Raw genomic sequence first — 17,285 nt, 5'->3', positions numbered from 1 at the left:
TTGCCCCCGCAGGAGTTGAATCAGCGGCCGTCGCCCGGGCGGTCGTCCGGACCGCACGTGTCGGGTGCGTTGTTCACCTGTTCGCAGGCAGTGACCTTGACGACGTAGTTGGTCGCGGAAGAATCGCTGTACGTCTTGCTGTTGTAGATGTCCTTCGTGTTCCAAAGGCGAAGACCCTTGGTGTTCTTCCGGTCAAATTCCGAGTAGACGGCGGCGCCGTTCTCGAACTTGTCCTGGACGGCCACATTCTTGTTGCCGTTGCTCTTCAGGCTGTAGGCGTACGCCCACGGAGCGCCGTCGGATGCGCCTCCGGCCCTGAGCGTCGACGTCACGTCTTCGCCCGCGTCGGCAAAAGCTGTCGAGGAGGCCCCTGCGAGCGCGCCGCCGATGGCGATGGCAGCCACGGCCTTTCCGAATCCACGAACCATCTTCACGATGTCTCCCGTTTGTTGTGCAGAAACTACGAAGTGCCTGACGGCGTATTTCAGAGCGCGGCTTGTTCAGCCGGACTCCAGGACGGTGTCAGCGGCCGTCGCCGGGCCGGTCGTCCGGTCCGCAGTCATCCACGTTGCCCGCGATGTCCCAGCAGGCGGTGACCTTCTGGACGTAGTTGCTGGTGGACGAGCCGCTGTACTTGGTCGTCCCCTTGTTGTCGTTGTCCAGGCGCAGGCCGTGGTTGTTCACGCGGTCGTACTCCGTGTATGCGGAGTGCGTGCCGGACACCCACTTGATGGCGACGTTCTTGTTGCCGGCGGACTTCCAGCTGTAGGCATCGATCGCGATGCTGCCATCGATGTTCGTTCCGATGGACCTGAGGTCTTCACCGGCACCGGCTACGGCCGGCGATGCGCCTGCGAACGCACCCAGAATGGCGGCAGCTGCCACGAACTTCCCGGCCCTCTTGGCGATCAACACAATACTTCTGCCTTCCGTTTGCGCGAGCCTTCGGCCGCACGAATGCGGCCGCGGTCGTCGCGGAGAACGGCCCCCGGATACGAGCACGAGCGAGGGAAGAAAACGCAGGCAAAGCCCCCGTCTACATATGCCCCCGTGTACGCAAGGTGGGTCAGTTCCTCGCGAGCTATTCAGACCCTAGATCACATGGATGGCTCGGTAAATAGAACTGAGAGGGAGGGCCGACCATCCGTTCACGCACAGTAATAAGGATGAGACGGATCAACATCGGACAAAAGCTCCGATGCATTCACGCCAACCCATGAGATTTGAGGAGCAGTTGAGCATGCGAACACGGTGTGCACATGCAATCGCTTGTGTGACTTAAGCCACACATGATTTTGGCGCCTTGTCCCTATAAATCGGGCGATTGACGCCTGTCTGCATTCATTGACTCTGCTACGCAGAAGAGAGCGGTCCCATTCGCTCTCGCCAGGCAGTCCGATTCTCAACCGCCTGCTTTTGACGCCGAGTTGAGCCGTTCGAGGAGCGGCTTGCTCCCCATCGTCACTGTTGGTGTACGGCGGGCTCGAACTCTCGGGCGCCTTCTGGCGGTTACGGCGCATTGATGCCGGGTCGTCAGTTCAGTGACGACGGGGCGCTCCGGCAGCGGGGGCCAGGATCTCGGGGCCGGTGGTGGCGGCCACGACCTTGCGTCCGGCCGACGTCAGCAGGAGGGCCAGGCCGGCCCCCACACGCGCGTAGCAACGCCGCCTCGTCAACCGACGGTCGCTGCGCGCACCCCGCTCACAGCGCCTTGAGCGCCTCGGTGGTGGACCGGGCCAGGGCGTCCAGGTAGCCCTTGGGCAGCTTCGGACTGCGGGCCACGACCATGCGCCAGTACAGCGGGCCCGAGATCAGGTCGAGGGCCAGTTCGTCGTCGTGGCCCACGCGCACCTCGCCCCGCTGCTCCGCCCCGACGAGGATCTTGCTGGCGACCCCCTCCTGCCCCTGCTCCAGCGCCTTCTGCAGCGCCTCGGCGATCTCGGGGTTGCGGGCCGCCTCCGCCTGGAGGTCGGGGATGATCTGCGAGACCACGGGGTGCCGCAGGGCGCGCGAAGTCACCTCGTACAGCATCCGCAGGTCGCCCTCCAGGGAGCCCGTGTTCGGCGTCGGCAGCCCCATGACCGCCACCGCGGACACCACGTCCAGCACCAGGTGCAGCTTGGAACGCCAGCGCCGGTACACCGCGGTCTTGCCGACGCCCGCCCGGCGCGCGATGCCCTCTATCGACATCCGCGCGTAGCCGACAGCTGCCAGTTCCTCGAAGACGGCCGCCCGGATGGCCTCCGTCACGTCCTCCCGGAGTACGGCTGCGCCGGCGGGGGTACGGCGGCGCGGACGCGTGTGGGACTGGTCGGCGTTCGTCGTCATGCGGGCAAGCATAGGGCGTTGCGACGATACGGTGCCGTCCCCACGCTGCCGTCCCCACGGCGTCGCCGCCACGCCGCCGTCCCCACGCTGCCGTCCCCCCACCGCCGTCCCCATGGTGTCGCCCCCACGCCGCCGTCCCCACACTGCCGTTACGCCGATCACGTCACGACGAAACGGTTGCGTCCCGACGCTCCTTGGATCTACGCTCACGTTGCGACGATACGGTCCCGTCCCGACGTAAGAAGACGTGAAGAGTCCCGTAAGAGAACGTCACCGCACGGCGCCACCCCCCCTCCCCCGAACGAAAGCAGCGGATGTGAGCCAGGTCCTCGACACACCGCCCCAGACGACACCCGCCCCGCCCGAAACCGACCTCGCGGCCCTCGCCGCCCGGCACGGCCTCTCGGTCAGCGGTGCCCGCCCCTCCCTGCCCGAGTACATCCGTCAGCTGTGGGCGCGCCGCCACTTCATCACCGCGTTCGCCACGGCGAAGCTCACCGCCCAGTACAGCCAGGCGAAGCTCGGCCAGGTCTGGCAGGTGCTGACGCCGTTGCTGAACGCGGCGGTGTACTACTTGATCTTCGGCAAACTGATGGGCACCAGCCGCGGTGTACCGGACTTCGTCCCGTTCCTGGTGACCGGGGTGTTCGTCTGGACGTTCACGCAGAGCTCGATCATGGCGGGCACCCGCGCGATCTCCGGCAACCTCGGCCTCGTACGGGCCCTGCACTTCCCGCGGGCCGCGCTGCCGATCTCCTTCGCGTTGCAGCAGCTCCAGCAGTTGCTGTTCTCGATGGCGGCCCTGGTCGTGATCCTGCTCTGCTTCGGCATTCCGGTCGCCGCGTCCTGGGTGCTGGCGATCCCGGCGCTGGTGCTGCAGTTCGTCTTCAGCGCGGGCGTCGCGATGATCATGGCCAGGATGGGCGCGAGGACGCCGGACATCGCGCAGCTGATGCCGTTCGTGCTGCGCACCTGGATGTACGCGTCGGGCGTGATGTTCAGCATCAGCCACATGATGGCCAAGCACACGGACACGCCGTCCTGGGTGACCTCGGCCCTGCAGGCCAACCCGGCCGCCGTCTACATCGACCTGATGCGCTTCGCACTCATCGACAGCTTCCACCGGGACCAGCTCCCGACGCACGTGTGGCCGATCGCGACGGGCTGGGCGCTGCTCGCCGGCGTCGGCGGCTTCATCTACTTCTGGAAGGCTGAGGAGACGTACGGCCGTGGCTGACAACGCAAAGATCACCCGAGAGCCGCTCCCGCACGGCCCGATCCCGCACGAGCCACTCCCCCACGGCCCCGCCCCCACCGTCATCGCCGACGCCGTCGACATCGTCTACCGCGTCAACGGCACCGGCGCCGGCCGAGGCTCCGCCACCGCCGCCCTCAACCGCATCCTGCGCCGCAAGCAGACCGAGAAGGCGGCGGGCGTGCGCAAGGTGCACGCGGTCAAGAAGGTCTCCTTCGTCGCGTACAAGGGCGAGGCCATCGGCCTCATCGGCACCAACGGCTCGGGCAAGTCGACGCTGCTCAAGGCGGTCGCGGGCCTGCTCCCGGTCGAGAACGGCCATATCTACACCGACGGCCAGCCCTCCCTGCTCGGCGTGAACGCGGCCCTGATGAACGACCTCACCGGCGAGCGCAACGTCCACCTCGGCGGCCTCGCGATGGGCATGTCGCGCGAGCAGGTCAGGGAGCGCTACCAGGAGATCGTCGATTTCTCCGGCATCAACGAGAAGGGCGACTTCATCACCCTCCCCATGCGCACGTACTCCTCCGGCATGGCGGCCCGCCTGCGCTTCTCCATCGCCGCCGCCAAGGACCACGACGTGCTGCTGATCGACGAGGCGCTGGCGACGGGTGACCGTTCGTTCCAGAAGCGCTCCGAGGCCCGGATCCGCGAGCTGCGCAAGCACGCGGGCACGGTGTTCCTGGTCAGCCACAACAACAAGTCGATCCGCGACACCTGTGACCGCGTCCTGTGGCTGGAGCGCGGGGAGCTGCGCATGGACGGCCCGACGGACGAGGTGCTCAAGGAGTACGAGGCCTTCACGGGTGACAAGCCGGCCAAGCCGGCCCCGAAGCCAAAGGCGAAGCCCGCCCCCGCCACCCTTCCCTCGTGAGGCGTAACTACGGGTCACCCTTTCATCCCATTAGTGACACTATGTCCTAGGTCGGACAGGGTGCGCCGACGCGATGAACCGGTGAAGGAGTCCCCGCGATGCCCGAGCTCAGCGTCATCGTCCACGGCCCCAACACCCAGGACCGCCTGACCGGCGTCCTCGCCTCGCTGGCCGCGCACCCCCACCCCGGCGTCGAGGTGATCGTGGCCGCGGTCGGCGCCTGGGCGCAGGAGACGGCACAGGCGCACGCCCCGGAGATGCTGGTGCTGCCCCTGCCGGACGGCACGGACGACGCCACGGCCCGGTCGGCGGGGGCGGCTCGGGCCCGCGGCCGCTGGCTGCACTTCGTGCACGCCAAGGACGGCCTGCCCGCCGGCGCCCCGCGCACCATCGCCGAGCGCGCCGCGGAACTGCCGGACGACGTGGACGTCCTGCTCTTCGACCACGTCCGCTCCACCTGGGAGACCTCCGGCCTGCCCTCCGAGGACGGCCCCCTCCTGGCCCGGTCGGGCCGCGCCGCCCACCCCCTCGACGACATCGCCCGCACCGCACTGCGCGTCACCCCCCTGCTGGGCAACCGCGCGCTGCGCACCCCCTTCTGGCAGGCGCACGAACCCCGACTCACCACCCCCGATGAGCCGTTCGCCGCCTACGCCACCCTCCTCCTCGCCGACCACATCGCCGCCCTGAACCAAGTGGCGTACGAGCACCACGAGTTGCGCCCCGAGAGCCTGCCCCCGGTCACCGCCGAGGAGCGCTACGCCCTGATCGACCGCTACGACACGCTCCTCACCCTCGCCCGGAACCGCCCCGCCGCCCGGCCCACCGCCGGCCCCGCCCCCGACGCCGTCCTGTACGACGTCATGGTCCAGGACTGCCTGCGCACCTTCGCCCGCACCGCCATGCCGGACCCTGTGGCCAGGGAGTTCTTCCGCCGCGCCGGCGAAGCGGCCGTCCGGCACCGCCCGCCCGGGCACCGTCCCCCCAACGGCCCCGAGGCCATCCGCCGCGCCCTCCTCGAAGAGAACGCGTACACCAGGTACCGCGCCTTCCAGGCCGCGAACCGCGCCCGCCGCGCCGCGAAGTCGGCCGTACGAACCCGCGGCCGCCAGGTGGCCACCGCCCTCGGCGACCACCACTACCGCAAGTCCCTCTCCCGCCCGGTCGACCCCAACCTGGCCGTGTTCGCGGCGTACTGGAACCGCGGGGTGGCCTGCAACCCGGCAGCCATCGCCGCCAAACTCACCGAACTGGCGCCGCAGATCCACCCGGTGTGGGTGGTGACCCCGGACAACGCGCCCCTCCTCCCGCCCCACACCGACCACGTACTCCCCGGCACCCGCCGCTACCGCGAGGTGCTGGCCACGGCGAAGTACCTGGTCAACAACGTCAACTACCCCAACGCGATCGTGAAACGCCCGGACGCGATCCACCTCCAGACCCACCACGGCACCCCGCTCAAGCGCATGGGCGTGGACCAGATGGAGTTCCCGGCCGCCGCCAAGGGCCTCGACTTCCCTGCCCTGCTGGCCCGTATCGACAAGTGGGACTACAGCGTCTCCGCGAACAGCCACTCCACCCGCATGTGGGAGCGCGCGTACCCCTCCCGCTTCGTCTCCCTCGACCACGGCTATCCGCGCAACGACGTCTTCTACACGGCCACCGCCGCCGACATCCGCGCCATCCGCGACCGCCTGGGCATCCCCCCGGCCCACCGCGCGATCCTCTACGCCCCCACCCACCGCGACTACGAGGCAGCCTGGACCCCCCGCCTCGACCTCGCCACCCTCGCCGACCAGCTCGGCGAGGACACGGTCCTCCTGGTCCGCGGCCACTACTTCTACGACGGAGCGCCCTCGCCCCTGACCGCCCTGCGCCGCACGGGCCGGATCATCGACGTCTGCGCCTACGACCCGGTCGAGGACCTGTGCCTGGCCGCCGACGTGCTGGTCACGGACTACTCGTCCATCATGTTCGACTACGCCAACCTCGACCGCCCGATCGTCATCTACGCCGACGACTGGGAGACCTACCGCTCCACCCGCGGCGTCTACTTCGACCTGCCGGCCGAGCCACCGGGCCAAGTGGCCCGCACTCAGCGGGAACTGGCGGAGATCCTGGTCACGGAGGCATGGCACGACGAGGGCGCGACCAAGGCTCGGGCGGCCTTCCGGCGCCGCTTCTGCGAGTACGACGACGGACGCGCCGCCGAACGGGTCGTACGCCGTGTGTTCCTGGGCGAGAGCGAGGACGCCCTGCCGCCGGTGATCCCGCTGGAGGAACGCACGCCGGCGCCCAGCCCCCGGGAGGCGATATGAAACCGGATGCCACACCCCAGGACACGGATGTCACACCCCAGGACACCACCGTCCCCGACGTCACGGTCACGGTGATCGTCTACAACGACGCGGCACGCCTCCCGCGAGCCGTGGAGTCGGTACGCCGTCAGACCCACGCCCATATCGAGATCGTCATCAGCGACGACCACTCGACGGACGAAACCCCGTACGTGGCACGGGAGCTGGCATCCCGGGACCCCCGGATCCACTACCTCCGTCTCCCGCGCAACAGCGGCGGCTGCAGCGCCCCGCGCAATCGTGCCCTGGAGATCGCCCGGGCGCCGTACGTGATGTTCCTGGACAGCGACGACGAACTCCCCGACGACGCGGTGGAGTTGCTGCTCGCCGCCCACCGGGAGCGGGAGATCGACTTCGCGATGGGCGCGGTGGTGCGGATCCGGGAGGACGGCGGACGGCGGACGAAGTGGATGCCGCACCTGGTCGCCGAGCGCCGCACCATGGTCGGCATCGAGTCCGAACCCCGGCTGCTCTTCGAGCACCTGTCGACGAGCAAGATGTACGCCCGCGCGTTCCTGGACCGGCACGACCTGCGGTTCCCGGAGGGCATCCACTACGAGGACCAGCTGTTCACGACGCAGGCGTACTGTCTGGCCAAGGAGTTCACGATCATCCCGGAGCCGGTGTACCGCTGGTACATCGCGCCGTACGCGGCCACGGACGCGGCATCGATCTCCAACCAGCGCCACCGGCTCGACAACGTCCGCGACCGCGTCCAGGTCCAGCGCCTCATCGACGATTTCCTCGCCGAGAGCGGGCACGGGGCGCTGCGCGAGGACAAGGACTACAAGTTCCTCAAGCACGACTTCCGGATGTACGCCGGGGACCTGCCGTACCGCGACGAGGAGTGGCTGGCCGGCTTCGCGGACATCATGACCCCTTACCTGGAGACCGTGTCCCCGTCGGCCTACGCCCGCCTGCCCCGCGCGGAACGCGTGGTCCTCCAGCTGATCCGCGAACGCCGTTTCCCCGAGGCCCGGCTGGCGGCGCGGGGACTGGGCCACGGCGTGGCGCCGAGGCAGGTGACACCGGACACCGAGGGCCACACGTACTGGGGCGACAGCCTCCCGACCACGGACCTGTCCCGCCGCGAACTGGACGTCACCGACCTGGAGCTGGACACCCGCCCGTTCCGCAGCGCCCAGTTCCGGCACGAGATCACGGAGCTCACGCGCGGCCCCGGCGCCTCGATCGACCTCACCATCCGCACCTACGACCCCGGCCTGCGCCTCCCGGTGGGCCCCCACCGCGCAAGCCTCCTCATCCGCCCCGGCCGACACCACCTCAGGACACCGTTCCGCCTCTCCCCCGTCCGCCCCGGCGTCTTCGAAGGCCACGTCCACCTGGACCTGTCGTCGGCGCCCGTCCCCCTCCACGGCTTCGCCGGCGTCCGCCACCCGCTCCTGCGCATCGAGCACCAGGGCCTGGCCCATACGGCCGTACTCCTGGCCCCCTTGTCCTTCCCACCCATGACGGCCCGCATCGACTACCGCACCGGCGCGGCCCCGCACCGCGTCACGATAGAACCGGAGGGCCGCGGTCCGGGCCGCCTCCAGGTGCGGTGGCAGCCGGTGGGCGTCACGGCGAGGGTGGTGCGGCCGGTGGTGCGACGGATCGCGCGGCCGAAGGTGAGACGGGCGGCACGACTGGTGCGAAGCGCCCTGCGCTGAACCTCGTCACCGCCAGCGGAAGACCGATCACCGCGATCAACCACACCGGGACGTACAGCCGGTCCAGCTCGACCGCGAGCGGATGCGCCACCGTCGCCGCGAACCCGGTCGCCCCCACCGCGAGCACGCACAGCGCCACCGGCACCGAGCGCTGCCACACGCCCCACGCCCCCACCGCGAGCAGGAAGAGCAGCAGGGGCGCCAGGGCTTCGTTCTGGAGCCACTGCACCCAGTAGTGGCGATTGAGGCGGACGAGGGCGGCCCACGGGTCGGCGATCTCGGGCCGGGTCCAGTGCAGGGTGAAGGTGTCCTGGAGCGAGTCGCTCATGCCGGGCAAATCCAGTGCCCTGCTCAGCCCCAGCGCGACCGACGTGCCACCCGCCGACAGGCCGGCCAGCCACCAGGTGCCGCGGTGCCGGGTGCGCGGGACGAACAACAGCGCGGCGCACGCCGCAGCCGCCAGGGCCGGTGCCGCCATCAGAAAACTCGAGTACCTGACGGCGAGCCCGACCCCGAAGGCACCCGTGAACAGCAGCACTCCGGCCGGCACCCGCCGCTGGAGCAGCCACACCGAGGCCAGCAGCAGCGTGGTCAGCCCCGCGAGGGTCGGGCCTTCGGTGAGCGGCCGGCCGCCCCAGGAAGCCAGCGGTGTCACATACGACAGGACCTGGCCGAGTACGGCAGTGGGAGGCGGCGCCCGCAGCGCGCGGAGCAGCAGGTACACGAGGTATCCGGTCAGCGTGGTGAAGGCGAGGGCGACCAGTGTGAGTCCGGCCTTCGCACCGAGCAGCGCCACGAAAGGAGCGGCGATCAGCGGGTATCCGGGCCTGGTGTGGAAGATCCTCTCGTAGCGCGGGTCGGTGGGCTCCAGCCCGTTCGCGTACCTCTGCTCGCACCGCCGCGCGTACTGTGCCTCCCGGCCCGGATCCCGGAACGCGAGCTGGTCGAGCCTGCGGTTGCGGTGGACCAGCCTGGCCGTGTCCGCGCAGTAGGCGGCCACCGCCTTCCGGGTGGCCTCGCGCGGGGTCTCGCCGAGGAACTCGTATGCCTCGCGGGTGTAGCGGTACGAGTCGTTGGAGAAACGGGTCGCCGGGTAGCCGAAGGCGTGCAGCAGCACGAAGACGGCGGCGACGAGCGCGGGGAGCGCACGTCGCAGCCGACGGCTTCTCCCGGTCCCCCGCTCCTCGGAGCCGGAGAGGAGGCCGGAGAGGTTGGCAGTCACTTCTCCAGCCATAGCCGGAGGCGCCCCGGGCCGTCACAACCCGGGGCGCCCTGAAACTCGTACGGCCTAGTTACTCGTACGAGCTGGATACTCGTACGGCCTGGATACTCGTACGGCCTACGAGTGCGTCCGCAGCAGCGTCCGCATGGTCCGCATGGCCACCGAGAGGTTGGCCAGATCGAAGGCCTCCGAGCCCTGGATCTCCTCCAGGGTCGTGCGGGCCCGGCCCAGAATCGCCGTGTTCTTCTGCTCCCACGCCTTGAAGCGCTGCTCGGGTGTCGCGGTGCCGTTGCCGGCCGCCAGGACGTCCGAGGTCAGGGCCGCGTGGGCGGCGTAGAGGTCCTCGCGGATGGAGGCGCGGGCCATGGACTGCCAGCGGTCGGCGCGGGGCAGCTCGATGATGCGGTCCATGAGCTGGGTGATGTGGAGACGGTCGGCGAGGTCGTAGTAGACCTCGGCGACGTCCATCGGGTCCCGGCTCATGCGGTCGGCCACCGAGACGATGTCCAGGGTCGGGAAGGCGGAGGAGAACCCGGCCACCCGGGTGGCGAGTTCGTCCGGGACGCCGGCGCCGGACAGCTCGTCGTAGATCTGCTGGTACCAGTCGAGGTCCGCGCCGCGCAGCAGCTTCGGCAGCTGCGACCAGACCTGCTCGACCCGCTCGGCGAAGAAGTCGACGGTGTCGACGAGCTCCAGCGGCTGCGGCCGGTTGTTGAGCAGCCAGCGCGTGCCGCGCTCGACGAGTCGGCGCGAGTGCAGCCTGATCCGGGTCTGGACGTCGGCCTGCACCTTGTTGTCGAGCGCTTCGACCGCGTCCCAGACGGCCGCCGAGCGGAAGATCGCGCGGGCCACGGTCTGCGCCCGGACGATCTCCTCCAGCGAGGCACCGGTCTCCTCGCGCAGCCGGTGCAGATACGTCGTACCGCCCGTGTTGACCGTGTCGTTGACCAGCACGGTCGTGGTGATCTCACGGCGCAGCGGGTGGCTGACGAGGTGCTCGGGGAACCGCTCGCGCAGCGCGCTCGGGAAGTACGAGTGCAGCAGGGTGCTCAGGTAGGGGTCGTCGGGCAGCGAGGTGTGCAGCAGCTCGTCGGCGATCGTGATCTTCGTGTACGCCAGCAGGACGGCCGTCTCCGGGCCGGTCAGGCCGTGGCCGGCGGCGAGGCGTTCGCGGATCTGGCGGTCGGTGGGCAGGAACTCCAGCGCACGGTCCAGGTGCCCCTCCCTGACCAGGTGCTTCATGAAGCGCTGCTGGGCGTGGAGCATGTCCTTGGACTGGGCGAGGGCGTTGGCGATCGCCGTGTTCTGCGCGTAGTTGTTGCGCAGGACCAGCTGGCCGACCTCGTCGGTCATCTCGGCGAGCAGCTTGTTGCGCTGCTTGACGGTCATGTCGCCGTCCGCGACCAGGCCGTTGAGCAGGATCTTGATGTTCACCTCGTGGTCGGAGGTGTCGACGCCGGCGCTGTTGTCGATGGCGTCGGTGTTGATCTTTCCGCCCTGCCGCGCGAACTCGATCCGGCCGAGCTGGGTCAGGCCCAGGTTGCCGCCCTCGCCCACGACCTTGACGCGCAGGTCGGCGCCGTCGACGCGGATCGGGTCGTTGGCCTTGTCGCCGACGTCCGCGTGGGTCTCGGTGGACGCCTTGACATACGTACCGATACCGCCGTTCCACAGCAGGTCCACCGGCGCCTTGAGGATGGCCTTCATCAGCTCGGCCGGCGTCATCTTGGAGACCTTGCCCTCGATGCCGAGGGCCTCGCGGATGTGGGCGTTGACCTGGATCGCCTTGGCGCTGCGGGGAAAGACGCCGCCGCCGGCCGACAGCAGTGCGGTGTTGTAGTCCTCCCAGCTGGAGCGCGGCAGCTCGAAGATGCGGCGGCGCTCGGCGTAGGAGGTGGCCGCGTCCGGCTTCGGGTCGATGAAGATGTGCCGGTGGTCGAAGGCGGCGACCAGGCGGATGTGCTCGCTGAGCAGCATGCCGTTGCCGAACACGTCACCGGACATGTCGCCGATGCCGACGACCGTGAAGTCCTCGCTCTGCGTGTCCACGCCCAGCTCGCGGAAGTGCCGCTTGACGGACTCCCAGGCGCCGCGGGCGGTGATGCCCATGCCCTTGTGGTCGTAACCGGCGCTGCCGCCGGAGGCGAAGGCGTCCCCGAGCCAGAAGTTGTACTGCTCGGCGACCTCATTGGCGATGTCGGAGAAGGTCGCGGTGCCCTTGTCGGCGGCGACGACGAGGTAGGTGTCGTCCTCGTCGTGGCGGACTACGTCGGCGGGCGGCACGACTTCCCCGGCCACCATGTTGTCGGTGATGTCGAGCAGCGCCGAGATGAACGTCTTGTAGCTGGCGATGCCCTCCGCCAGCCACGCGTCCCGGTCGACGCTCGGGTCCGGCAACTGCTTGGCGACGAAGCCGCCCTTGGCGCCGACCGGCACGATGACGGTGTTCTTCACCATCTGCGCCTTGACCAGGCCGAGGATCTCGGTACGGAAGTCCTCACGCCGGTCGGACCAGCGCAAGCCCCCGCGCGCGACCTTGCCGAAGCGCAGGTGCACACCCTCGACGCGCGGCGAGTAGACCCAGATCTCGTACGCCGGGCGCGGCGCGGGCAGGTCGGGGATGGCCTGCGGGTCGAACTTCATGGAGACGTAGTCGTGCGGCAGGCCGCCCACCGCCTCCTGGAAGAAGTTCGTCCGCAGCGTCGCCTTGATGACGGTGAGGAAGGACCGCAGGATCCGGTCCTCGTCGAGGCTCGCCACCTGGTCGAGCGCCGCGTCGACCTCTTCGAGCAGCGCGTCCACGATCTCGCGGCCCGCGCTCTGGCGGTCCGGCGACATCCGCGCCTCGAACAGGGAGACGAGGAGACGGGTGGTGTGGACGTTGTCGCGGAGGGTGTCCTCCATGTAGTCCTGCGAGAAGGTGGAGCCCGCCTGCCGCAGGTACTTGGCGTACGCCCGCAGCACCATCGCCTGCCGCCAGGTCAGCCCGGCGCTCAGCACGAGGGCGTTGAAGCCGTCGTTCTCCGCCTTGCCGGTCCAGGTCGCGGCGAAGGCCTCCGAGAACCGCTCGCGCGCGTCATCACCGAGATAGTCCCCGGCGCCCGCCGACTTGGGCATGCGCAGACCGAAGTCGTAGATCCAGGCCACACTGCGGTCGGAGCAGCGCAGTTCGTACGGCCGCTCGTCCACGACCTCGACGCCGAGCCGGCTGAGGACCGGCAGGACCGCGGACAGGGAGACGGCCGCGCCCTTGCGGTAGATCTTGAACCGGCGCTCCTCGGGGGCGGCGCCGACCGGCTCGTACAGGCTCAGTGAGAAGTTGTTCTCCTCGGTGAGCTGTTCGAGGTGGACGAGGTCGGAGACCGCGGAGCGCGGGCCGTGGTCGGCCTTGTAGCCCTCGGGGAAGGCGCCCGAGTAGCGGCGCAGCAGCTCGGCGGCGCGCTCCTCGCCGAGTTCCGCGTTGAGCGCGTCGGCGAACCCGTCGGCCCAGGAACGGGCGGCCTCGACGAGACGCGCCTCGATGCGTTCCTTGTCACTGTCGCTGAGCTGCGGCAGCTCGGTGCCCTGCGGGACGCGCACGACGAAGTGCAGCCGGGAGAGGATCGACTCGGTGTTCCAGGCGGTGAAGTCGACGCTGGTACCGCCGAGTTCCTCCTTCAGGATGTCGATGATCCGCAGGCGTACGCCGGTGGTGTAGCGGTCGCGGGGAAGGTAGACGAGGGCGGAGTAGTAGCGCCCGTACTCGTCCTGGCGGAGGTAGAGGCGCAGCCTCCTGCGCTCCTGGAGGTAGAGCACGGAGGTGGCGATGCGCTGGAGCTCGGGGACCGGGGTCTGGAAGAGCTCGTCGCGCGGGTACGTCTCCAGGATCTGCAGCAGGTCGCGCCCGTCGTGGCTGTGCGGCGAGAACCCGGCGACCTGCAGCACATCGTCGACCTTGCGCCGGACGACGGGCACGCGCCGGACCGACTCGGTGTAGGCGGCGGAGGAGAACAGACCCAGGAAGCGCCGCTCGCCGACGACCTCCCCGTTCTCGTCGAACTTCTTCACGCCGACGTAGTCGAGGTATGACGGCCGGTGCACGGTCGCCCGGCTGTTGGCCTTGGTGAGGATGAGGAGCTTGTGCTCGCGGGCCTTGGCGCGGGCGTCGGCGGGCAGCCGCTCGAAGGACGGGCTGACCGGGTGGCTGTCGGTCTCCGAGTGGTGCGGGTCGGAGCGCAGGATGCCGAGGCCGGTGCCGGGCACGGCGGCCAGCGAGTCGTCCTCGCGCAGCTCGTACTCGCGGTAGCCGAGGAAGGTGAAGTGGTCGTCGGCCAGCCAGCGCAGCAGCTCGCGGGCCTCCTCGATCTCCTGTTCACGCAGGTCGGACGTCGGCTCCCGGGGCAGTTCGTCGGCCATGCGCAGGGCCGCGTCGCGCATCTTGCTCCAGTCCTCGACGGCCTCGCGGACGTCGGACAGGACGCGCAGCAGGTCGGCGGTGATCTGCTTCAGATCGGCGCGGTCGGTCTCACGGTCGATCTCGACGTGGATCCAGGACTCGGTGTGCGCGTCGTGCGACAGCTCGCCGGCGGGCGCCTCGGGCAGCACCTCGATGAGCTTGCCGGTGACGTCGCGGCGGACGCAGACCTGCGGGTGGATGACCACATGGATCCCGCGCCCCTGCCGGGTCAGCTCGTTGGTCACCGAATCGACCAGGAAGGGCATGTCGTCGGTGACGACTTCGACGACGGAGTGGCTGCAGGTCCACCCGTTCTCTTCCACGGTGGGCGTGTGCACCCGCACGTTGGCCGTGCCCTGGGGACGGTTCTCGGCCAGACGGTAGTGCGAGAAAGCGGCTCCGAAGATGTCGACCGGGTCGCGGTCGCTGAGGTCCTCCGGTGCGGTGTGCAGGTAGTAGCGCTGGAGGAACGCGAGCACGGTGTCGTGGTCCGGGGTGCCGGCGGTGCTCTCGTCCGTCGTCCCGGTCGGTAGATACCCCCCGACCGGGCTGTTCTCAGCTACCCGGGCGGCCCTCTCGAGCAGCTCGGCCTTGGCTTCGTCCAGCTTGGTCTGCATTGTCCTCTGGCTCCTGTCGCGCGCCGTTGCGTGACGTAGAAGGAAATACGGTCTCTTCCCCTCCGGCGTAACGCCGCGACGCGGGGTGTCCGGTCTGCTTCGACGCTATGCCGCGAGGTGAGATGAGCGGGGAGATATGAGCCAATCTTGAGCTGCCCACGGGGTGTGACGCCGCTCTCTGCGGAGCCCGGGCCCAAGGTGTGCATGGCGTCCCGGGAGCCCTTACGCCCCCCTCCCGCCCGCGAAGACCAGCGACCGCCGCCCGGTCACGGATGTCGTCCGTGCTCGCCGGGCGCAGGGCAGGAGCAACACTGCTCCCGCGAACTATCGCGCTGATCACGCCACTAAGGCTATCGCTCCTTACAGGGGGCCCGTCATGAGCCGTATGTGTACAAAACCTGGGGTGGAACTTTGACATTCTGCACAGGGGCAAAGGGGGTGGGTAGGGCGTAACTGGCGGGGCGGGATGGCGAGAGGGAGGCTGGATGTGCGGCCGAGCCGGAGCACAGGCGGGGAACCGAGGCGAAAGCAGGCCGTCGGGAGGCGGCCCGTGTCCGAAAACAGCCCTCCCTGGTCGGCTTGTCGGCCGCACAGGACAGATCTGCTCCCCGAGCGACCTGCGGGCAGACGCGCACCGGAGACAGCTCCTGCCCCGCCCCACTCACCCGCCCAGCCTGCGGGCAGCCGTGCCGCTGGGGCGGCACGGGTGGGCGCAGGCGGCACCCCGCAAACGCCGGGCTGCGCGACCCGCCTCTCCCCAGCCGCAACGCCGGTCCTCTGGGCAAACACCGGCAACCGCGACCACCGAACCCAGCACCCCCAAGCCGCCCGCCCCCTTGGCAAGCCCCCCAACCCGAGGCACGTTGCCCATAAGGCCCTATGGAGACGCACACCACGGCCAAAAAGAGGAGCGCACCCGACATGACAGCGAAAATCCTCATCGTCACCGGCGACGCCGCAGAGTCACTTGAGGTCCTCTACCCCTACCAGCGCCTCCGCGAAGAGGGCTACGACGTCCACATCGCGGCTCCCGCCCGCAAGAAGCTCCAGTTCGTCGTCCATGACTTCGAACCCGGCTTCGACACCTACACCGAGAAACCCGGCTACACCTGGCCCGCGGACCTCGCCTTCTCCGAGGTCGACCCCGGTGACTACGTCGCCGTCGTCATCCCCGGCGGCCGAGCCCCCGAGTACCTCCGCAACGACCCCGAACTCCGCAAGATCCTCAAGTCGTTCTTCGACGCCGACAAACCGGTTGCCCAGATCTGCCACGGCCCCCTGCTCACCGCCGCGATCGACAGCCTCCGCGGCCGCCGCGTCACGGCGTACCCCGCCCTGGAACTGGACATGCAGGCGGCCGGCGCCACCTTCCAGGACGCCGAAGCGGTGGTCGACGGCACCCTGGTCTCCTCCCGCGCCTGGCCGGACCACTCCGGCTGGATGCGCGAGTTCCTGACGGTACTGCGCGCGAAGGCACCGGTGACGTAAGGGGACGGGCAGTTGGATACGGGCAGCGGTGCCGCCGGGGTGGCCCGGGTGGGCGCTGGGCTGGCCTCGGCGGGTGCTGGACTGGCCTCGGCGGGTGCTGGGGCACCCCCTGCTCGGAGTCCCTGCCCGGAGAGCTTCGGCGTCCCCTGCTCGGAGAGCTGTGGGAAGGCACCCCGCCCGACCGGCGATGACCTGCCGGGCGCCGACTCCGGGCCGCGCGACCACCGCCGCTCACCGCCCGCCCAGCCCCGTCGCCGGGCACCCCGCAAGCCTGCTCCCGACCGCCCGCTCGCCTACGCCGCCAGCCGCTCCGCCTCCGCGACGGCCTCCCCCAGTGTGTCCACCACCGGCACCCCCACGCCCTCAAGACTCGCCCGACTGTGCGACCCCCCGGTGTAGAGCACGGCCCGCGCCCCCACATGCAGTGCCGCGACCGCGTCGTCGGCCGCGTCCCCGATCACCACCGTGCGAGCCGGATCCACGCTCATGAGCGCCTCGATGTGCCGCACCATGTGCTCGGCCTTGCTGCCCCCGGACGGCCCGGTCCGCCCGTCGACGCGTATGAAGTGCTCCTCGATCCCGAACCCCCGTACCAGCGGGACGAGTTCCTCATGCCCGTACATACTGAGGATCGACTGGCTGCGCCCCGCCGACCGCCACTCCACGAGCAGCTCCGCCGCACCCTCGGTGAGCCCGCATCTCACCCGGTGCTCGGTGTAGTACCGGTGGAAGGTCTCGTCCATGACCTCCCACTCGACGTCGGTCGGCAGCCGCCCGAGCAACCGCTCGTAGAACTTCGGCACCGGCACGCAGTACAACGCCCGGTACTCCTCCAGCGTGATCGGATCCAGCCCCAGCTCGGCGAACGCCGCGTTCGTCGCTCCGATGATCGCGTCATTGTCGTGGAACAGCGTCCCGTTCCAGTCCCAGACGATGTGCGCCCCTACCTGCTTCCCCATGCCAAAAACCGTACCCGCCACCACTGACAATCAAGAGAACAGCAGGTCGATGAGGCATCCGGACGCATATCCGGATGCCG

At 69.5% G+C, this 17,285-nt stretch carries 11 protein-coding genes; 5 read left to right on the top strand and 6 right to left on the bottom strand.

Annotation, left to right across the window (positions count from 1 at the left end; translation table 11 throughout):
* Positions 1–20: 20 nt before the first annotated feature.
* The 3 genes from ACTMVF_RS04130 to ACTMVF_RS04120 all read right to left on the bottom strand — a co-directional run bounded on the left by ACTMVF_RS04130 (position 21) and on the right by ACTMVF_RS04120 (position 2,340).
* Positions 21–434, bottom strand: coding sequence for a hypothetical protein (locus ACTMVF_RS04130; protein WP_302000272.1), 414 nt, complete (start codon positions 432–434; stop codon positions 21–23).
* 88 nt (positions 435–522) lie between these two features.
* The gene (locus ACTMVF_RS04125) at positions 523–912 is read right to left on the bottom strand and encodes a hypothetical protein (protein ID WP_441269581.1); all 390 of its coding nucleotides are present in this window, start codon (positions 910–912) and stop codon (positions 523–525) included.
* Between the two features lie 789 nt (positions 913–1,701).
* Positions 1,702–2,340, bottom strand: coding sequence for a TetR/AcrR family transcriptional regulator (locus ACTMVF_RS04120; RefSeq protein WP_441269580.1), 639 nt, complete (start codon positions 2,338–2,340; stop codon positions 1,702–1,704).
* A 304-nt stretch (positions 2,341–2,644) separates the two neighbouring features.
* On the opposite strand from ACTMVF_RS04120, the gene ACTMVF_RS04115 reads away from it, so the two are divergent.
* The 4 genes from ACTMVF_RS04115 to ACTMVF_RS04100 all read left to right on the top strand — a co-directional run bounded on the left by ACTMVF_RS04115 (position 2,645) and on the right by ACTMVF_RS04100 (position 8,484).
* Positions 2,645–3,565, top strand: a complete 921-nt coding sequence (locus ACTMVF_RS04115) for an ABC transporter permease (protein ID WP_441269579.1) — start codon at positions 2,645–2,647, stop codon at positions 3,563–3,565.
* Positions 3,566–3,605: 40 nt separating this feature from the next.
* A complete protein-coding gene (locus tag ACTMVF_RS04110) occupies positions 3,606–4,457 on the top strand; it encodes an ABC transporter ATP-binding protein (RefSeq protein WP_441270121.1) in 852 nt (283 codons plus the stop codon).
* A 98-nt stretch (positions 4,458–4,555) separates the two neighbouring features.
* Positions 4,556–6,775 carry a CDP-glycerol glycerophosphotransferase family protein gene (locus ACTMVF_RS04105; protein WP_441269578.1) on the top strand — a complete coding sequence of 740 codons (2,220 nt, stop codon included), beginning with the start codon at positions 4,556–4,558 and terminating at the stop codon, positions 6,773–6,775.
* Entirely contained in the window at positions 6,772–8,484 is a 1,713-nt protein-coding gene (locus ACTMVF_RS04100; RefSeq protein ID WP_441269577.1) for a glycosyltransferase family 2 protein, read from the top strand. The genes ACTMVF_RS04105 and ACTMVF_RS04100 overlap by 4 nt, the downstream gene beginning before the upstream one ends.
* Here the strand turns inward: ACTMVF_RS04100 and ACTMVF_RS04095 are convergent.
* Both ACTMVF_RS04095 and ACTMVF_RS04090 read right to left on the bottom strand, forming a co-directional pair.
* Complete coding sequence (locus ACTMVF_RS04095) at positions 8,393–9,706, bottom strand: hypothetical protein (RefSeq protein WP_441269576.1); 1,314 nt, start codon at positions 9,704–9,706, stop codon at positions 8,393–8,395. The genes ACTMVF_RS04100 and ACTMVF_RS04095 overlap by 92 nt on opposite strands.
* Before the next feature lie 117 nt (positions 9,707–9,823).
* Complete coding sequence (locus ACTMVF_RS04090) at positions 9,824–14,758, bottom strand: NAD-glutamate dehydrogenase (protein ID WP_441269575.1); 4,935 nt, start codon at positions 14,756–14,758, stop codon at positions 9,824–9,826.
* Positions 14,759–15,679: 921 nt separating this feature from the next.
* On the opposite strand from ACTMVF_RS04090, the gene ACTMVF_RS04085 reads away from it, so the two are divergent.
* Positions 15,680–16,246: a DJ-1/PfpI family protein gene (locus ACTMVF_RS04085; protein ID WP_441269574.1), complete on the top strand. Its 567-nt coding sequence runs from the start codon at positions 15,680–15,682 to the stop codon at positions 16,244–16,246.
* A 293-nt stretch (positions 16,247–16,539) separates the two neighbouring features.
* On the opposite strand, the gene ACTMVF_RS04080 is transcribed toward ACTMVF_RS04085, so the two are convergent.
* On the bottom strand, positions 16,540–17,205 hold the full coding sequence (locus tag ACTMVF_RS04080) for an HAD family hydrolase (RefSeq protein ID WP_441269573.1): 666 nt from the start codon (positions 17,203–17,205) through the stop codon (positions 16,540–16,542).
* Positions 17,206–17,285: the final 80 nt, after the last annotated feature.

The sequence above is a fragment of the Streptomyces sp. SD31 genome (assembly GCF_052068475.1).
GTDB lineage: Bacteria > Actinomycetota > Actinomycetes > Streptomycetales > Streptomycetaceae > Streptomyces.
Note: the sequence above shows the minus strand (reverse complement) of the source record. Positions and strands in the feature narration are given on the sequence as shown.